The organism is Bacteroides sp. AM16-24, assembly GCF_003471885.1.
In the GTDB taxonomy this organism is placed as follows: Bacteria; Bacteroidota; Bacteroidia; order Bacteroidales; family Bacteroidaceae; genus Bacteroides.
Genome location: NZ_QRKI01000005.1, coordinates 306,736 through 326,247, shown reverse-complemented (window position 1 = coordinate 326,247; position 19,512 = coordinate 306,736). Strand labels below are relative to the sequence as shown.

14 protein-coding genes and 4 pseudogenes are annotated in these 19,512 nt (G+C 43.7%); 11 read left to right on the top strand and 7 right to left on the bottom strand.

Going from position 1 to position 19,512, the window contains the following annotated elements:
• Positions 1-41 precede the first annotated feature (41 nt).
• From DW182_RS08860 to DW182_RS08845, 4 genes are all read right to left on the bottom strand, one after another.
• On the bottom strand, positions 42-2,531 hold the full coding sequence (locus DW182_RS08860) for an N-6 DNA methylase (RefSeq protein WP_233564115.1): 2,490 nt from the start codon (positions 2,529-2,531) through the stop codon (positions 42-44).
• A gap of 153 nt (positions 2,532-2,684) precedes the next feature.
• Positions 2,685-2,864, bottom strand: coding sequence for a hypothetical protein (locus DW182_RS22290; protein WP_009860214.1), 180 nt, complete (start codon positions 2,862-2,864; stop codon positions 2,685-2,687).
• Positions 2,854-3,300 (bottom strand): DUF1896 domain-containing protein, encoded by a 447-nt coding sequence (locus tag DW182_RS08850; RefSeq protein WP_032845671.1) that lies wholly within the window; start codon positions 3,298-3,300, stop codon positions 2,854-2,856. The genes DW182_RS22290 and DW182_RS08850 overlap by 11 nt, the downstream gene beginning before the upstream one ends.
• Positions 3,301-3,401: 101 nt before the next feature.
• Positions 3,402-4,691 (bottom strand): DUF3945 domain-containing protein, encoded by a 1,290-nt coding sequence (locus DW182_RS08845; protein ID WP_032845669.1) that lies wholly within the window; start codon positions 4,689-4,691, stop codon positions 3,402-3,404.
• A gap of 273 nt (positions 4,692-4,964) precedes the next feature.
• Between DW182_RS08845 and DW182_RS08840 the strand changes: the two genes are divergently transcribed.
• Complete coding sequence (locus tag DW182_RS08840; RefSeq protein ID WP_051671267.1) at positions 4,965-6,437, top strand: hypothetical protein; 1,473 nt, start codon at positions 4,965-4,967, stop codon at positions 6,435-6,437.
• Positions 6,438-6,476: 39 nt separating this feature from the next.
• Complete coding sequence (locus DW182_RS08835; protein WP_042994497.1) at positions 6,477-8,108, top strand: hypothetical protein; 1,632 nt, start codon at positions 6,477-6,479, stop codon at positions 8,106-8,108.
• 96 nt (positions 8,109-8,204) lie between these two features.
• Here DW182_RS08835 and mobC read toward each other — a convergent pair.
• The 3 genes and pseudogenes from mobC to mobA form a co-directional block, all read right to left on the bottom strand.
• Positions 8,205-10,226 (bottom strand): annotated as a pseudogene (gene mobC / locus DW182_RS08830) (conjugal transfer protein MobC).
• 46 nt (positions 10,227-10,272) lie between these two features.
• A complete protein-coding gene (gene mobB, locus DW182_RS08820) occupies positions 10,273-11,466 on the bottom strand; it encodes a conjugal transfer protein MobB (protein ID WP_032844130.1) in 1,194 nt (397 codons plus the stop codon).
• 136 nt (positions 11,467-11,602) lie between these two features.
• Positions 11,603-12,037, bottom strand: a pseudogene (gene mobA / locus DW182_RS22465) (conjugal transfer protein MobA).
• Between the two features lie 849 nt (positions 12,038-12,886).
• Between mobA and DW182_RS08805 the strand changes: the two are divergent.
• The 9 genes and pseudogenes from DW182_RS08805 to DW182_RS08760 form a co-directional block, all read left to right on the top strand.
• Positions 12,887-13,081, top strand: a complete 195-nt coding sequence (locus DW182_RS08805) for a conjugal transfer protein TraA (RefSeq protein ID WP_080510700.1) — start codon at positions 12,887-12,889, stop codon at positions 13,079-13,081.
• 63 nt (positions 13,082-13,144) lie between these two features.
• The gene (locus DW182_RS08800) at positions 13,145-13,555 is read left to right on the top strand and encodes a ParA family protein (RefSeq protein WP_032844135.1); all 411 of its coding nucleotides are present in this window, start codon (positions 13,145-13,147) and stop codon (positions 13,553-13,555) included.
• Positions 13,556-13,557: 2 nt separating this feature from the next.
• Positions 13,558-14,052 (top strand): DUF3408 domain-containing protein, encoded by a 495-nt coding sequence (locus tag DW182_RS08795; RefSeq protein WP_009040018.1) that lies wholly within the window; start codon positions 13,558-13,560, stop codon positions 14,050-14,052.
• A 3-nt stretch (positions 14,053-14,055) separates the two neighbouring features.
• Positions 14,056-14,988 carry a hypothetical protein gene (locus DW182_RS08790; RefSeq protein WP_011965462.1) on the top strand — a complete coding sequence of 311 codons (933 nt, stop codon included), beginning with the start codon at positions 14,056-14,058 and terminating at the stop codon, positions 14,986-14,988.
• A gap of 328 nt (positions 14,989-15,316) precedes the next feature.
• Positions 15,317-15,772: a hypothetical protein gene (locus DW182_RS08785; protein WP_011965463.1), complete on the top strand. Its 456-nt coding sequence runs from the start codon at positions 15,317-15,319 to the stop codon at positions 15,770-15,772.
• A 21-nt stretch (positions 15,773-15,793) separates the two neighbouring features.
• Positions 15,794-16,222, top strand: a complete 429-nt coding sequence (locus tag DW182_RS08780) for a hypothetical protein (protein WP_009040015.1) — start codon at positions 15,794-15,796, stop codon at positions 16,220-16,222.
• 271 nt (positions 16,223-16,493) lie between these two features.
• Entirely contained in the window at positions 16,494-16,793 is a 300-nt protein-coding gene (locus DW182_RS08775) for a DUF4134 domain-containing protein (protein WP_032844128.1), read from the top strand.
• 24 nt (positions 16,794-16,817) lie between these two features.
• Positions 16,818-17,138, top strand: a pseudogene (locus DW182_RS08770) (DUF4133 domain-containing protein).
• Between the two features lie 3 nt (positions 17,139-17,141).
• Positions 17,142-19,166 (top strand): annotated as a pseudogene (locus tag DW182_RS08760) (TraG family conjugative transposon ATPase); the annotation flags it as partial.
• Between the last annotated feature and the right edge of the window lie 346 nt (positions 19,167-19,512).

Below are 19,512 nucleotides of genomic sequence, written 5' to 3'. Positions count from 1 at the left end.
CTTGCCGGGTAGGTTGCTAAGCCTACATTTACTATATGCCCTTATGGGCGCAGTACCTGATGGTCGATTATACCGCCGCCGTTCATCTTCAGCATCCATACGGCATTTTTCTGGCTGTCGTACAAGGACGGTATGCCCAGCCCTTTCAGGTCAAGGAACGGGAAACTTTGCAGGGAACCGTCATAATCCGGGCGTACATAGCAGTTGAACTTGCGGTTGTACATGTCCGCAAGGTGTTGTTTAAATTCGGGGAGCTGTTCATTCAGCCAGCCTGTGAAAGCAGACCTTATTTCATTGATTTTGGCGTCGGCAAGCTGGATGGCCTCGGCATCCCGTACCTTTATATCATTGCCTTCTTCATCCTGCACGGTTTTTGTTATGTCGGGCACCGTGTTGTGCAGCGCATGTTTCAGCAGGTCGTTTCCGTAATAACCTCTTTTTTCCCCTTTCACATAATATCTGTCGGTGATGTTCGCGTTCGTTTCTTCAAAACTCACACTGAACTCGTCGATGGATTCCGTATAGTGGATATGGGCTTTTGCCTCAAAAAGATAACCGGCAAACTCTTCATATACGGATACGGGTATCCACCTTTCTCCCAGGTTAAAATCAAGCAGTTCGAAATTGATCGGCTCCGGTATGGCTTTCTGCAAGGCTTCCAATGATTTCTTGCTTGCGTCGTCATCGGGATAGTCTTTCAGGTAGTTCTCTATCCATTCGACTTTGGCCACTACATTGCCCGCTATGAAACGGTCCTTGATTTCATAGTTCTTCATCATAGGATTGTAGAAGATACGGTTTTCCAGTTGTGTGAGCAGTTCCTGCCTGCCTGTTTCACTGAGATTTTCCATATATTCCAGATTGACTTCTCCGAACTTGTTCAGGGATGCCGCAAGCGCTTCCTGCGGTGTATCCACATGTGTCACTTCATTGGCGTTGAACGATACGGGAACAGAAAAGATATCCGCCTTCTGTATCTTGCCGTTAACGGAACGTTCCAATGAAAGTATTTCCCGTCCTCCGGCATCCATCAGCAGGAACTTGGCATTGTCCTTTCCATTCAATTCCCTGAACATGCGGTAAAAACTGTCATACCGCTTGACCAGTTCTTCCCGTAGTTCCGGCTGTTCGGTTTCCGTTTCGGCTTCCTTATTGTAGAGATTGTGGTAGGCTTCACGGAGCGGGATATAGTAGGCGGCCCGGTATTGTTGGGTGACTGTCAGTTTAAGCGGATGGAATTGTGCTTCGGGAGTACCCACCCCCCTTAAATATCCGTATTGCTCACCCGATTTCACGATGGAGCCGTTCTTGTATTCGGGACGTATCTCTCCGGTAAACGGTCGTGGTTCCATTTCTTTCTTCCGCTCTTCCTCGAATTTTTGTCTGCGCTCCTGCCATTTTGCTTCCGCTGCCGCCCGTTCCCCGGTCATGTCTTCCTGCGTGGCGGCTTCATCGTACATGTTCTCTTGGGAGAAAAGATTGAACATTTCCGGTTCATTCCCTTTCTTTTTGCGGGATACCGACGGTGCCCGGCTTGGTGAAGGTCTGCTTTCTACGACTTGCACCTCCGCTTGCTCTTCATCCGCATAGGCGGCAAACAGGTTGAGCATGGGTTCATAGGACTGTGCGGAGCTTTTTTCCTGTACCTCCTGCCGTTCTGCCTCTCCTGCTGTTTCCAATAGTGTCTCAAACTCCGTTTTGAGGATGGTGGAATTGTTTGAGCGGGATAGATTGTCATCATAAAGTTTCCGGTCAAGATGGTTCTCCACATCTTGCGCCAATAACTGCCTGAGATGTTCGGAAATGGCGCCGACACCTCCTTCATGAATAAAATTCATGGCCGGTTGTCCGTACATGTTTTTGCCCATAGATACGGAAGTATGGACGATATGGTCTAAATCGGCATAGCTGTTGTTGATATTGATGCTGCCTGATATAAGGCGGGTTTCAATAAAGTTCCGTTCCTTTTCGGTCAGTTCCGATTTTCGGGTATTCTTCTGCAATACGATCAGGTCACTGCTCACTTCCGTACCCGCATCAACAAACAGGTTATCCGGCAAACGTATGGCTGAAACAAGATTGGCATGGTTCACCAGCCATTCCCTGACGGGACGGTTCTGTGGCGAGTCCATGACGCCCGAAGTCGTGATATAGGCCAGTATCCCGCCTTCGTGTAACGTGTCCATACCTTTGAGAAAGAAATAGTTGTGTACTGCAGCAAGTGAGGATTTACGCACGACGTCTTCGCTCCGGTCAAAATCCCGGTCATAAACTCTGGTATTTCCAAACGGGATATTGGATGAAACCATATCGAAGTAGTTATTATAATAGGGCTGTATGGACTGGAAACCGTCTATGGTCACTCTGCTTTCCGGATAGAGGGATGAGAGGATTTTTCCCGTGAGCTTGTCTTTCTCGAAACAATGGACTTCGGGAACATCCTTCAAGCCGCTGATAAACATGCCCGTTCCGGCAGAAGGGTCAAGAAAACGTCCCGGACGGATTCCCGGTACCTGCAAGGATTCCTGCATGGCCGTTACCACCGGTTCCGGTGTGTAAAAGGCTGTGAGAGCGGAGTTTTTGAGGCTTTGGACGTATGCCTTGTATTCTTTCCCGTCTTTGGAATACTCACGCAACAGTTCATGCAGCAGTCGGACCTGGGGAAACAGTTCCCTGTCTGTCGTTCATCTTTCAATGTCCGTGTCTTTTTCCGCCGGATTCAGGATGCACTTCAATCCTCCGAAACCCGAATAACCGTTCAAAACCTTGCGTCCCTCTTCCGTGAGACAAAACTCCGGGCGCATGAATATCAATTCAAGTGCGGCTATGTTGTCCGCCAAATGTTGTCGTTTGTTATATGCCATATTGTTCTATATAAAATTGTATGAAACCTGTAAGTTCAACGGTAAGTGTATGATAGGACGGGGATGATTCAAACCGGTCGTCTATGGAATATTTGCTGAATACTGTTTCTGCGGGCGACAATACTTTCAGGCAGAAACCCGTCCGTCTTTCAGGCCGTACTTCGGGAAACCACTCCGACACGACCTCGAAAACCGTATCGAATCTGGAAAAGCGAAAGTCTTGATAGAGAACGGCCTCGGCCAGTTGCAAAGCCTGCGTAACGGATAAGCCGTCATGTATGGCACGTTCGTAGCTGCCTTCCGCCTCGTCAGCCCGTGCCCGGACAAGTGCTTTGTCACCGGCAATATGCGGATGGCTTTCCTTTAAATAAAGAAGGAGAGTCGTCTCAAAATAGGACAATTCTCCGGTTGCGGTATTTTTATCTTGTATAATCATTTGTTATCGCTTTAAAATGTTAATCGGATATTAAACATATACCCGGCTGCCATAAAAGAGAACCGGGTATATATTTGCTAAAAACATGAATAATCTATCTGTTACATGACTGAAAGGCTCTTTTTGGACTGGGCCTTTACAGACGCCACATGGCGGGGTGCCTGCTGTTTCACCTCTTTTTTCTTGTCGTTCTTCCTACCCTCAATGGCGGGCTTGTATTCACGGGCGTTACGTCCTATCAGTAGTTGGTTGCTCTTGTTGCTGAAACGTACATCATCGGAAAATACCCTGCCTTTGTAACGCATATTCTCAACGAACACCATTTCATGGTTCTGGAGCATCTTCTTCTGTTCAGGCGTGATTTTGGCACCCATGATAGTGTCGTTGACCTTCAGTTGTTCGCCGGACTGCTTGAATGCGATGTCCATAATTCTCGGATCAACGAAAGCGACACCTGAAAGCAATGTGTCGTTTTTGCGCTGTATGTCGTTGATGGGAAGCTGTCCGCCTGACGCGAGAATTTGCTTCTGTTTGTCATCCAGCCTTTTTCCGTAGATATAATCGGGTATCTTGATGGCATCCACCGGCATGGTAATGATACGGTTGCTCGGTTCATGAAAGGACACATAACAATTGCAGACCGTTCCCGTATGGGTATCCTTCATCTCCTTGACTGTTCCCAAAGTTCCGGTGTCTTTAAGTGACTGCTTTTCCTCGTCGGTGAATACTCCTTTATAGGCAGGCAGGTCATACTGCGGTTTGTCGAGCCTGCTTAGAGTTTTCAGTTGTACCTTGCCGTCCTCCCCTTTGACACAGAGGAAACAGGCTTCTCCCATATCCTTCTTTTCACCGTTCACTTCCTTACTGATGGGAAAAGCCTTTGAGGTAATTCTTCCTTTCAGCATTTCTCCCATGCAATGGTTGTCAAACAGCAGTTGCTTGTCAATTCCCAGTGCGGAGAGCTCTTTCCACGGGAGCTGATGCTCGTCGAACTTATACCTTCGGGCAAGTTTGGCGATGCGCCCTTCATCGTTGAGTTCGCTGTTTTCCACCAGTTTCTTGCCTTCCGCTCCGGGGTCTTCCCCTTTCCGGATTTGAACTACGGCATTCAGTGTCTTGTCCAAAAGAACGAGAGGTACGAGGAAGAAACTGAAACTCGTGGGATTGTCATACTGGTTTTTGAAATTCGTAAAGAACAGTTCCAGCGGTGAGGTACGGTCCAGTTTGAGGAAGCTGCCGCTGTTCTTCTTGTCGGGTGGCACGATTTCGAGACTGCCGTCCTGTTCATTCATTTTGGAAACAACTGCGGTTTTGTTCGTTCGCTTGTCAAGGATGGCCATTACATGCTCGTCCTGACTCTGTTCTTGTTGTTCTTGCTTTTTCTTAGCCATAAAATCAATAATTTAAGTGATACAATAATTAATCAATACCGGGTAAACTTTATCCCGTCGGTGCGAATGTAGAATATTAATTAATAAGATGTTATGTTGTTGAAACGGATAGGAACAGATGGCGGTGATTGGCGAGAAATGGCAACCCTATTTAAATAAGTTAGAGTCTTAAAAAAGATAGGAAGTCACTTTTTGTTTTACTAAGAATGATGCTTCTCCTTATTTTTCTGTACTTTTGTATAAAAGATAACAATTGTTTATTTATAGAATAATATGAAAATTCCAACAGCTCTTTATCTGCAAGAACAGCATGATGTTGAATGTGGTGGTAGACATATTCAATATTTCATTGCCACCTTTTTAGCAAAACCATATCCTATTGAGCCAACTTTAGGTGACCTTCATGACTATAGAAAATGTAAAGGCTGTCAAGAAACTAATAAAGAAATAGTGAGGCAATTGAAAGTGAAATTTGATAAATTCCCTTTTTGTTGCCAATGGCATCAAAAACTATTGTCAATTAATGAGTTTAATAAACTGGACTATGCGAATACACCACAAATGACAGCCGACAAAGTTATCTATTGTTATCAGCACATTCTTAATAATCAAGACAGAATTGACTGGAAACAAGATATTACTTATTATTTGGAATATACAATAGAAAGTTTTGGGAATTTTCCTAAAGGGTGCGGAACTCCACTTTTTCTAAAAGAATTTGTAGATTTACTTATTTTTCGCATAGAAAACAATGAGGACATTAAAAAAGAAACATATGATTATATCAAATCTTATTTTGATGATTTCATGAAACCTGCATCTTCCACAAAAATAAATCCGTTTAATCTCCTTATCTCAAAATACAATGTATGGTTGAAATTATTCCCTTTTGATTTGCCTGAATTTCGAGAAGCTAAAGAATATTTTACGCAACAATCACCTCTTATGGTTGAAGAGATTTTTTATAATCCATATTCAAAGTGCGCGCATGGGAGACTAATAACAGAAAGTAAATTAGTTGATTATCTTAATTCGCTGACACATAAGCTGCTTCAGAAAATAGACTTTACAAGTCTTACCCAAAATCATGAATTAGCTCAATATTCTTCTTTGATGATTAAAAGTGGATATAAGATAGAAAATGAAATTATATTCACATCGTTTTCAAATAACGAGTTAAAATATATTGATTTTATCAAGCGATGGATAGAAGTTCAGAAAAAGTATTTTCAACAAATGGAAAATTTATTCAAATTAAATAATCTATTAAAGGGAGATTTATACACAGATTCGTATAATGAGTCTTTAGCACGAATTAATTATTTTAAAAATTTTATAGAAGACAAAGATGGTTATCGCTTATCTTGGCAACAAGGGGTTGTAAGAGAGAAGGATGCGCAGATTTCATTTAAAGCCGTGTGGTATAATACTGCTTTTGATGTCAATAGGGAGGTTGAAAATGGACGGGGAATTGTTGATTATACTATATCAAAAGGCGCAATGGATAAAACTTTAATAGAGTTTAAATTAGCTTCTAATAGCAAACTAAAATCCAATTTACAACACCAACTATCTATTTACGCAAAAGCAAATGATACAGATAAATATATATCTGTAATCTTATATTTTACAGATAAAGAAGAACAAAAAGTTAAACGCCTATTGAGAGAACTTAATATAGCAAATAAGGAAAATGTTATAATAATTGATGCTCGAAATAATAAAATATCAGCTTCAAATGTATAATAATTATATGTAATTAACTATTTAATTTAAATCAAAATTATGTCTCATATATTTATTGATGAATATCCAATATTAACTTTTGAGTTTGAACCTTTTATAGATAAATATTGGAATATAGGCTTATCCCAATATATTATAGAACAATATGGTAATTCAACTACTTATGACCATGAAAAAGTTGAGAAAATTTTAATGTCATGCTTTGAATACTTTATTGGTCAATTTAAAGATTTGATATTAAAACAAGATACAGAAATATTTTTTAAAAGCGTATTTCTATTTCATGAGGCATCAATTGCTCTGTATATAAAGCAACTCGAAGGTTTCCAATTACCAGAGGTAATAGAGTCTGACTTTCCTCGTTATCAAAGAGTTCTAAAATTGATATTAGAACAAGCATGTGATATAGAATTAACTGCAAAAAAAGGACTTGATTATAAAGAGATAATAAATACAATACAGGAGTTATATTATTTAGGTAATTGGATTTATGAATTTGCAATTTATATCGCATACCATAAGATGATTCAAAATGCTTATTATATAGAATTTGAAGAAAATGTATTTACATGCGGATGGCAAAACAATTTCGGAAAAGTCAACGAGACCTTGTGTAGATATTTCGGTATAGATTATGAAACTTTTTTTGATGAAGGAGCATTGAATGAATTGAAAAGAGCGTTAGAAGATAATTTCTCAATTGATTATAATAAGGCAATTGGAATAATTCCATATTTAAAAAAACATCATAGTAATAATCCTGAGCAAACATTAGAGCCTTATATATTGCCAATTAATTTGGCAACTGAATGTAAAACTTCTGAAGAAAACACATCAATGTTTTATTCTGGATTAATGTTGTCCAAAACTAATAAATTAACTCTCGAAAATGCTGTTTTAAAACCTTATTCTGAAAAACGATATATGTTTAGACCCATTTTAACTTATATTGTTGATGGTGTGGAAAGAGCTTTAATAGGAAACAATAAGATTGCAGAAAGCATGATGGTTATTGCTTCAAATATGATACACTGGAATAATATGCCTGAAGAATGGTTAAAGGACAAAGGTATGGTTGATTTTATGAATAAGAAAGGATTAGAACATGATCGTCTATTAGAAAATGAAATAGAAAAAATATTTCAACAAAACAAATATCCATATTGTAGAAATATAGAATCATTTAGACAAAAAGGTAAAAAACAGAATATAAATATAAACACTCCGAAAGTAGGTGAAATTGATTTTATTATTGTAAATAAAAATAAGAATAAAGTTTTTATTGCAGATACAAAATATAATCGTGCCCGGTATGATGCTGTCGGTTACAGAATTGATTATAGTAATTTTATTGAATATGAAAAAAAACTTGAAAGAAAGAAAAATTGGCTTATAAACAACCTTCAAGTTTTGCAAGAACATTTAGAAGAAATGTTTCATATTGATTATAGCATTTTAAGCTTCGAAGTTGAAGCTGTTTTTTTTATTAACACTCCAACTTTTTATATGTTTAATGGAAAATATAAGGCTTTAACATTGCTTCGTATAAAAGAATACATAGAAAATACATGGGACTATCCGATTATAAAGTTAGAAGACAAGACAAATAAAAGGATATTAAAATATTCTCACCCATATTTTAAGAATCCTATAATTATTTCAACTGAGTAATTATTATATTATGCCTTATTTGGCATATAATTATTGGAATAGTCCTATTTTTGACATATTGCTTTGTTGAAATAGGACTATCCTCTAAAATCCTTATTAGGAATTATTATTTTCATTATCACCTAACAAATACTTTAATTTAGGATCATTCTCTATGCGGATTAACTCGTTCTCTACAAGTTCCACAATATCCTGCTTGATTTGCCGGTAGTTAGCCTGTATCTGCTGCTCCATTGTATCATTACCATTCTCGTCCAGAAAGCAGCTGATTTCGGGAATGGGCTGGTAGGCCGCCGTCTCTTTCTGTACAGCTTCATTGTCCACGACTATCTGCGCATGGAAAATTTTCTGTTCGATTGTCTCTCCGAAGTTGTCGGCTACGGCACCAACAAACATTCCCTGACTCAATGTACTGATTTTGGATGCAGGTATCAGACTGTCCAGTTGCGTGTTGATGGAAGTGGACGTATCGTTGCGGTTGATGCTCATGGACTCTCTTTTTTGCAGGATTTTCCCGAACCTTTCCGACAAGGTTTTGGCCGTTTCACCCACTACCTGACCGCTGAAAACATTGCCCACAGTTGACATGATTACAGCGGCCTCCTTGTCGCCGTAGTCGCGCTTCAACTGGCTGAAGTCCTGAAAGCCCAATACAACCGCCACTTTATTGCTTCGTGCCGTGGCAATCAGATTATCCAGACCTTTAAAGAAAATAGTGGGTAACTCGTCAATTATCACACAGCTTTTCATCTGCTTCTTCTTGTTTATCAACTTCACAATGCGGGAGTTATACAGACCTAAAGCTGCTCCATAAATAGAAATTCTATCGGGATTGTTGCCGACACATAATATTTTCGGTTCTTTGGGATTATTAATATCCAACGTAAAATCACTGCCGGACATTACCCAATAGAGTTGAGGACTTATCAGTCTTGACAGTGGAATTTTGGCGGATGCAATCTGCCCCATCAACTGCTCGGCAGCACCCCCTTTCCATGCGTCAACGAAAGGAGACAGATAATTTTCCAAATCAGGATAGCTTGTCAGAATGGTGAATACATCTTCGTACCTTTTATTAAGTAGTTCTATTGCATGTGGAAATGTGCAATACTTACCATTTTCATACAACTTCAAAAACCAGATTATCGCAGTAAACAATACTATTGGGGATTCCACAAAAAAGTCTCCCTGCTTCTGCACCCAACTTTTATTGAGGTTCAACATGATTGTATAACTGGACTCGTAAGCGTCTGAAATATCGGTCATAAGCTCTGGAGCCAACGGGTTGCAACGGTGGCTTTTTCTCGGATTGTCGAAATTGATTACATAAAACTTGGGTGGTATCTTATAGCGGTGTCTGTACTTAATCAAGTGGTTATAGGCGATAATTGAGAGGTCGTCAAACTTAAAATCGTATATGTAGAGTGCATAGGATTTTTCAATGGTCTGTTTTATAAATTGGTTGACAATGGCATAGGATTTCCCGCTGCCCGGTGTTCCCAATATCATTGTCGCTCGAAAAATATTTACGAGATTAATAAAGCCGTTGTAAACTTTGCCTTTATACCAGAATTTGGTCGGCAGATTGACAGAATACTCGTTTTCCATCAACCTTGTTTCCTGCATGAAGGATTCATTCTCCCGGTTGAAAACATCCTCTAATAAATTGTTCTTCAACAGACGGCTTATCCATAAACCGGATGCCAGCAGACAGAAGAAACCGCCGGTCAGTGTTGTGGTATAAAGTACCGCACACACACCGGATGATGCACTAATGGATAGTAACCACCAGTTCAGGAAAAAGAGTATAGTGCCCGTTATGGCCGCAATGATAATCTGCCTCCATGTGATTTCATGTTTCTTCACTCCTTTGTTGCCCATACAGGACAGACCAAGGAAAAGGACACAAAACAGCTTTGTGTAAAGCAAGGATGAAAACAGCCCGGTGGTGCGTTGGAAGTTGGATAGTATTTTATCCACTATGCCAAGCGTTCAGCCCATTTCGTGGAGCCAGCCGTAACAAAACCAATAGATGTGTATCGCCAAAAATAAAAAACTGATGGCCCGCATAAAGTCCGTGACTTTGGCAAGACCTCTTAAATCATCTTCATTCTGCATAATCGTAACTGTTAAAATTAAACTTCTTGTTCTATACCTTATTATATTATAATCTGCGCCTGCGCTTTTTCTTTTTCTTACGCCCGAAGCGGAAAGCCGGGTCGATGTATTCGTGCGTATGGTCATCTTCCATGAGTACGGAGAAAATGTCAACGGCACCGAGTGCGGATGTATCAATCAAACTGTCGGAAAACTCACTTTGCTGATGGCTTTGATTTTCCTGCTGCCGGTATTCCGCCCCTTCCTGCCTTTCTTCCGCTCTCGCTTCCCTTTCCTGCCGGGACGGTGCCTGCTCCGGTTGCGGTATCAGTCTTTCACGGTCTGCATCCGGATTGTTGAACAATTCGTTGAACACGTTGGCTGAAAAGGCTTTGCCCATACGAGAGCCGTTGAACACCGTCCGGGTGGTATGGTCTATGAAGGTGATGCCATATAGACGCCCTTCGGGATTGATACGGTAAATGACTTCTATATCCGCCTCTTTCAGCCTGCGTGCAAAGTCCTCCTTCGTGCTTATGCCCTGCATGGCTTTGACGACTTCCTTGCGTGTCCTTTCGGCGAGATTGTCTCTCTTTACTTTTTCAATGGATGCGGCAAACTTCTTTTGCAATGCTTCATAACCGAATACTTTGCCAAACTTACTGGACTTGAAAGGTGTCCCCGCCTGCTGCCCGTCATCGTCCAAAACTCCGTACATGATGCCGTGGTATTCCTTTCCGTCCACGCTTCCCCTGACCTCGTAAGCGGTTACGTTGTACAGATTCAGCAGGGTGTTGTATTCGGCAAGCGAATGGAAATTGTAACATTCCAGCAAGGTGTGGGCGGTATGCTTTACCTGCATTTTCACATCACCTTTCGGATAGTCCACCTTTTGCAGACTTACCAGTTCCCGCTCGCCATGTTCTCCGAGTGTGGGATGAAGCCCGTACTTCACTTCCATTTCACGACAGATGTTCTGTGCCCGGATAGCTTCCCGGTTATGGTCTATCTTTTCACCCTGCTCGTTGATGCGTACCGATACGATGTGCATGTGCTTGCGGTTTATGTCTTCGTGCAGCCAGACAATATAAGGCTGGTTCCCGTACCCGAACTTTTCCATGAACTCCTGCGCTAATACGGTCATCTGTTCCTCCGAGAGAATGTCTTTCGGAGAAGGATTCAATGAGATGTGGATAACCGGCTTACTTACGTGCGAATTGAGTGCAACGTAAGGCTCGAAAGCCTGTACACAGTTTTCTATCGGAACATTGCCTGAAGTGTCCGCTGCAATTCTGGGGTGTCACAATACCTTTGCCGTACCGTCGTCCACCTTTATTTTATTATAGGCTATCACTCCGTAAAATGAACTGCCTGATGTAACATTCGGCACCATGACATTATTCCTTTTTAGTAAGATACTCCTTTTCGTACCGCTTCGTAAGTTCGATAACCTGCTTGCATACTTCTTCCAGTTTACGGGTTTCTTCGGCAAGTTTGTAGAGAAACGCAAGTGATTTCTTCTCTCCGTAAATGGTATGGATGGTCTTTACGCATTGGTTGTAGTTGTTTCCAATTCTTCGGAACTGCTGATAGAAAGCGGTTAATTGGGCGTAATACTCCTGCGCTTCCTTGTCAATCTTTACGACCTTGAAGTCTCAACCGAAGATACGGGCGAAGATAAATTCGGCCTTGTTCTTCATGCCGGACTGCTCGAACATGGAGATAAACTTTTCGTTCTCTCCGTCGTTGAGACAAAGATAATAGCGGTGCGTGCGCGGGTCCGCCAGCACCTTACGCCCTGCGGCGTTACGGATTCTTGTTTCATCTTTCATAACATGAAAATTTTAAAAGGTTCGACTTGGGAGAACCTTTGCCCCCGAAACACCTTTCGGGCGAGACTTTCAGCGGGTGGAAATATTTTCAACCGCTGAAAGTACACCTCGCTATATGCTGACGCATATTAAAATCCGGCTGGGCCGGATTAAAGGTCTGAAGGGTTTGTTTTACGTTCTCTCTTCGAGAACGGGCTGCGCTCTCCCGGCGACAAAGGTAGATAGTTTTTTCGTTATGGTCATTATCAGGCATCACGCCAACAGCCGCCAACAAATGACTTTGAAACCACAGGTACATTACGGATGCTCTTTTTGAGGTTTATTTGCAGTCGGATAGTTATTTAGCTACTTATCCGGACAGATAAAAAGATGGTTATCAGGATAACTATGCGGACGGTTTTCTATCTGAATGGCTTTTTGTCTGAATAGCCATTTGATTAAGTAAGTTTTCAGATAAGCGTTCATAAGGCTATCTATCCGCTTATACAGCCATACATATATAAAGATGTATAGACAAGAATGTGAATATTCGGATAAATGGACAGGTAAATAGATTATTAGCTAAATACTTAGATAAACAACCGGATAGCTATGTGGCTACATAGCTATGTAAGTATGTAGCTAAATAGACAAATAGCTTCATAGCTAAGTAGCTATATAGCTAAACTGATAATGAAATGAATGAACGGATAGGTGTCTATCCGCTAAACTATCAATAAATCAAATTATTCACTTAAATTAGGAACAATGGAAAAGAGAATGAAAACATTATTCGTTTCGTTCGCTACCCAGAAAGGTGGCGTGGGTAAATCAACATTCACCATTTATGCGGCATCGTGACTGCATTATGTGAAAGGACTGAATGTAGCTGTGGTGGATTGTGACTATCCGCAGCACTCAATCATCAAACAGAAAAAGCGGGATATGGAAGTGGTGAAGACCACACCCGTTTATCAGAACCTCTTGGTGGAGCAGACCGGGCGGTTGAAGAAAAAGGCTTATCCGGTCATTGGAAGTACCCCGCCGGATTGTATGACTGACTGAAGGAGATTTGAAGGGAAATCGGACATACATTATGACATGGTACTGTTCGACCTGCCCGGAACTATGGGTAGCGACGGGGTTATCGCTGCAATTAGTGCGCTCGATTATCTGTTCGTGCCGATAAAGGCAGACCGTCTTGTGCTGGAAAGCACGCTGAACTTTGCCACCACCATTAATGACCGGCTGATAAAGACCGGCGTGTCCGCACTGAAAGGTCTTCATCTATTCTGGAACATGGTTGACCGCAGGGAACGCACGACATTGTATGATGTGTATCAGCAAGGTTTTTCCCTGTTAGGGCTGGATTGTCTCAAAACACGTATTCCCGTGCGCAGTAACTTTACCAAGGACTTGTCCGCTATGGGCGGCCCCGTTTACCGGAGTACGCTGTTCTCTCCCGATGCGGCATTCACCAAAGAGTGCGGCTTCGATACGTTTATGGATGAAATCATATCTGTACTTAAAACCGAATAGTCATGGCAAAGAAAACAAGCGGACAAAATCCGGTGGATGAAGCGTACCTGCGCAGCCTGATGGCAGGGGTTCCTTCGGAGCCTCCTTTATCATCTGTACCTTCAACCGGCGGAGGTAATGGCGAAAATAGAGAAACCGCTTTATCCGATGAGAAAGGAAAAGCGGATGGCACTGCAAATGAAACAGTCAGGGATGTTTCCGATGCAGGTGGTGCCGACCGTTCGGAAGTGGTTACGGAAAAAACGTCACCGAAAACGATTCGCACGGCTCTGGCTGACTTTATACGCAGATTCCTCACCCCTTATAAATGTGAAGGCAGACAGGGGGTATATATAGACAAGGAACTGCACCAGAAAATATCAGTCATCGTGGGCATTGCCGGAAAACGGCAGTTGACGGTAGGAAACTACATAGACAATGTATTGAAGGAGCATTTCGAGAAACATGCGGATGAGGTGAAGACCTATTTACAAAAGAGTTATAACAAAATATTTTAGGGTATGAATATACAATCAGGTTACTATGAAGCCGGAATCGCTCTGTTCTGGCTATTGTTCGCCTATCTGTTCATGGATAAGTTCCTGTTCAAGGGACAGCTTGGCGAAATATGTTTCGGAAAGGCACGCCGCCGCATGGCAAAAGCTCTGCGGGGCGTTGCCGGATGGTTCGATCCGGTGAAAGAGGAACAGAAAAAAGGGCGCAGGCGCTCGAAAGGGAAAGCGGAAAAGAAAGACGTTCTGGTAGCGCCGGAGTCTGAAAAGAGGAATGTCACGACCGCAAAAACGGAAATGAAGGATGACGAAAAGGTAGAAGCTAAGAAAAAAGCAGAAGGCAAAAATATGGAAAAACCTCCCCAAAAACGCTCTGAAACGGACAGTCTTGTCGTTACAAAAAGCTACGGGATACGTCAACGGCCGCCAATAAACGTCACCGGTTCCGGAACTATTGCAGGTAAAGAAAATGCCTCTACTTTTGCTGGCAGAAACGAAGATACAGCGCCACAAAAGGTAGCACAAGTGCCGCCGGAGCGCATTCCGGAACTGTTCCGGGACAAGCGCGTGGAAGAGTGGAGGGCTTCTTCGGATGAGAGTTCCGGCAAGCCGGATGGCGATAGCGGACAGGGAGGAAACGGTGACGAAGTGGATACGGATGAGTTGAACGAGGAACTGGATGATTTGAACTGTATCCGCGAAGAGTATTCGGGCGAGGCAACCGGCATAGGGCCGGAAGAGATTGACCTGATTATCGACCTCTGCAACGGCAAGGATATTCCGACAGACAAACGATTGTCCCTTTTAAGGGCGATCCACCATATCAAAGATACGCAGATTGAACGCTCGATACTGGAAAGTATCAATGGCAGCGACAGCCGTATCAGCAAATTTCTGGATGAAGCCGAGCAAATGGGCGGGGCTGCTCCGGACAGAGATTAACCAATTAAAAAAGGAGGTAACAATGACAAGAGGTTATTTTGATACGGGTTGACAGCCCGTATCACCTTAAAGAGAGAAATTCGCTATGGTATTAATGACTGAATAAACCAACAAAACCATGTATATGACTTATTTCGATTCGGGTTGATAAATGGATGTTCCCGCCTGGTAAGGGAACACTCCAATCAAGAAGAGACAATACCTTTGGTAACTTACTTATAAAACAGAATGGCTATGACAAAAGGCTATTACGATTCGGGATGACAGACCGCCTGCGGCATTCACCCGGTAAGGCAACAAGAACTATTCACCATTAAATTTTATCCGTATGAATATAGGACTGGTAGATGTGGACGGACATAACTTCCCCAATTTTGCGCTGATGCGCCTTTCAGCTTATTACAAGGCAAAAGGGCATCGGGTGGAATGGGCAGAACCGACGGGACGGTATGATAAGGTGCTGGCAAGCAAAGTGTTCACTTTTAGTTCTGACTATGATTACAATCTGCTGGATGCGAAGGAAATCATAAAGGGCGGAACGGGATATGATATTGCCGGCAGGCTTCCCGAAGCTGTGGAAAACAGCCGGATGATGGATTATTCCATTTACCCCCAATATCCTTTTTCCCTTCAGTTCTTTTCAAGGGGCTGCATCCGTAAATGCCCCTTCTGTCTCGTCCGTGGGAAGGAAGGATACATTCAGGCCGTGGAGCCGGTGGAGCTGAACCCGAAAGGGAAATGGATTGAGGTGCTGGATAACAATTTCTTTGCCAATCCGCAGTGAAGATCGGCGGTAGATTATTTGATGAAGGCCCGGCAACCCGTTAAACTGCACGGTGTGGATGTGAGGATTATGAATGAGGAACAGGCCTGGCATCTAAACCGGATGAAGATGAAGCAGAACATCCATATTGCGTGGGATTTGCCCCGGCTGGATCTGACCGACCGCCTGAAAGAGATGGTCAGGCATGTGAAACCTTACAAGATAACCTGCTACGTGCTGATAGGATTCAATTCGACCGTTGAGCAGGATTTGTTCAGGTTGAACGTACTGAGGGAACTGGGGATTACTCCCTTTGTTATCCCTTTCCGGGATTATGCAAACAAGCGGACGCCTACGCAATACGAGCGTGACCTTGCCCGATGGGCGAACCGGATGTGGCTATTCAAGTCTACCTCCTTTGAAGACTATACACCCCGCAAGGGTTTCAAGTGCGGAGAATATCTGAAATAACTTGATAAAGACAAGACACAATAGAGACAATGAGAACAAACGGTTATTACGATTCGGGATGATTCACATCCTGCTTTCAAGAGAGAATTAACAAGAGTGTTTCACCACAAAATCAAGTAACGATGCGAATAACATATTATGACTCCGGCTGATTTCCCGCCGGAACTTACCCCCTGAATCAATAAACCATAAGCGGCTGCGGGTTGCCTATGGGGATAGTGAAAGGGGGCAGTCCGTGGCTTTTTTAATCACCTAAAAATCACGGAAATAAATGAAAAAGAAAAGATTGATTATGATGCTTGCCGTCGTTGCGGCGGCAAGTGCGGCAATGGCCCAGGGAAATGGGCAGGCAGGTATTACGGAGGCCACCCAGATGGTGACAAGTTATTTCGACCCGGGAACAAAATTGATTTATGCAATCGGCGCCGTAATCGGTCTCGTTGGCGGCGTCAAAGTCTACCAGAAGTTCAGTTCGGGCGACCCCGATACTTCAAAAACAGCCAGTAGCTGGTTCGGAGCCTGCATCTTCCTGATAGTCGCCGCCACCATCCTAAGATCGTTCTTCCTCTAAGATTCATACTGAAGACAGTAACTTATGGCTGATTTTGAGATAAATAAAGGTGTGGGCCGTGAGGTTGAATTTAAGGGGCTTCGGGCACAATACCTGTTTGTTTTCGCCACCGGACTGCTTGCCGTATTCGTGATGTTCGTCATCATGTATATGGCGGGTGTCGGACAGTGAATCTGCATCGGTTTCGGAGTATCGGCGGCTACGGTACTGGTATGGCTGACCTTTACGCTGAACCGTAAATACGGCAGCCACGGACTGATGAAGCTGTTCGCGGCCCGGCAGCATCCCCGGAGAATCCTCTCACGAAAACGTATCACACGTCTGATCAACAAACAACAATCGTAAATTATGAGAAGTATATTAAAAGCATCCACACTGGAAAGCAAGTTTCCCATCATGGCGGTGGAACACGGCTGCATCGTCAGCAAGGACGCCGACATCACGGTCGCTTTCCGGGTCACACTGCCGGAAGTATTTTCGGTATCATCCGCAGAATATGAGGCGATGCACGCCACATGAGCGAAGGCAATCAAGGTGTTGCCGAACTATTCAATCCTGCACAAACAGGATATTTTCATCACGGAGAAATACGAGCCGGACATCCGCCGGGACGAACTCAGCTTTCTCTCCCGCAGTTTTGAACGCCACTTCAACGAACGTCCCTACCTGCACCACGCCTGCTACCTGTTCCTCACCAAGACCACCAAAGAGCGCTCCCGGCAACAAAGCAACTGGAACACGCTCTGCCGTGGTTTTCTGGTTCCGAAGGAGATAAGGGACAAGGAAACGGTGGAGCGTTTCATGGAAGCGGTGGGACAGTTTGAAAGTATCGTTAACGACAGCGGACTTGTCAGGCTGGAACGGCTGACCACGGAAGAGATTACGGGAACGGAGAACGAACCGGGTATTATCGAACGGTACCTTACGCTCTCGGCCGACGGAACGACCATGTTGCAGGACATGCAATTGAATCCGGACGAAATGCGTATCGGTGACAAGCGGCTCTGCCTGCATACACTTTCCGACCTCGATGACCTGCCGGGAAAGGTAAGGACGGACGGGCGATACGAACGCCTCTCGACAGACCGTTCGGACTGCCGTTTGAGTTATGCCGCCCCCGTGGGCGTAATGCTGCCCTGCGACCATATCTACAACCAGTGGATATTCATAGATGACAGCAACGAAAACCTTTCCCGTTTCGAGAAGATGGCGAAGAACATGCAGTCGCTTTCCCGGTACAGCCGCAGTAACCAGATCAACAAGGAGTGGCTGGACGAATACCTGAATGAAGCGCATACCAATGGATTGCAGTCGGTGCGCTGCCATTGCAACATCATCGCATGGGCGGAAAACGGGGACGAACTCCGCAGGGTGAAGAACGATGTGGGAAGCGCACTGGCTTTGATGGAATGTACCCCGCACCATAACACGACCGACCTTCCGGCTCTCTATTGGGCGGGTATACCAGGAAATGAAGCGGACTTTCCGGCCGAAGAGACGTTCTACACGTTTACCGGGCAGGCGCTCTGTTTCTTCACGGCTGAAACCTGTTACCGGAACTCGCTCTCTCCCTTCGGCATCCGCATGGTGGACAGGCTGACGGGAAAGCCCGTCTTCCTCGACATATCGGATTTACCCATGAAAAAAGGGGTGGTGACTAACAGAAACAAGTTCATACTCGGCCCCAGCGGCAGCGGGAAGAGTTTCTTTACCAACCATCTTGTGAGACAGTACTGGGAACAAGGGACGCATATCCTGCTGGTGGACACCGGAAATTCATACAAGGGACTCTGTGACCTGATACATCAGAAGACCAGAGGGGATGACGGGATTTATTTTACATACAAGGAAAATGATCCGATTTCTTTCAATCCGTTTTTCACGGAGGATTACCAGTATGACATCGAGAAGCGGGACAGCATCAAGACACTGATACTCACCCTTTGGAAAAGGGAGAACGAACCGCCCCGACGTTCGGAAGAGGTGGCGCTCTCGAATGCGGTCAGCCTGTATATCGAAAAGATAAAGAAGAACCGGAAGATAAAGCCGAACTTCAACTCGTTCTATGACTTTGTAAGGAAGGACTACCGCAAGATACTGGCAGACAAGAACGTGCGGGAGAAGGACTTTGATGTGGACGGTTTTCTGAACGTGCTGGAACCTTATTATAAGAACGGTGAATACGGGTATCTGCTGAACTCGGACAAGGAACTGGATTTACTGAACAAACGGTTTATTGTATTTGAGTTGGATGTTGTGAAGGATAATCCAATCCTCTTTCCGGTTGTCACCATCATTATCATGGAGACGTTTATAAATAAAATGAGACGTTTGCAAGGTATCCGCAAGATGATATTAATTGAGGAAGCTTGGCTGCGACATGTAAGTCTTGTATATGATTGTTTAACATTCCATTCCACGCGCTGGAAATAGAACGATTAAACCTGTTGTTTCGTCAACAGTAGCCTATGGGAACGTGCGATAGTAAGCAATGAGGTCGTGCGATAGCAGAACCAACAATGAAGCCCTTCCGAAAGGAGAAGTCAGAACCGCGAGGGAACGACAACTGCCGTTAGTATCGAGTGGCAGGGGAGCTAGGCTGAATGGTATGAATAACGTAATGTGAACCGTTGATAAACGTCGTAACTTCGAATGAGCTGTTAATGATACTGGGCTCTAACCCAAAAGGGACGCAGTCGGATAACCTTCTTCATGCTAA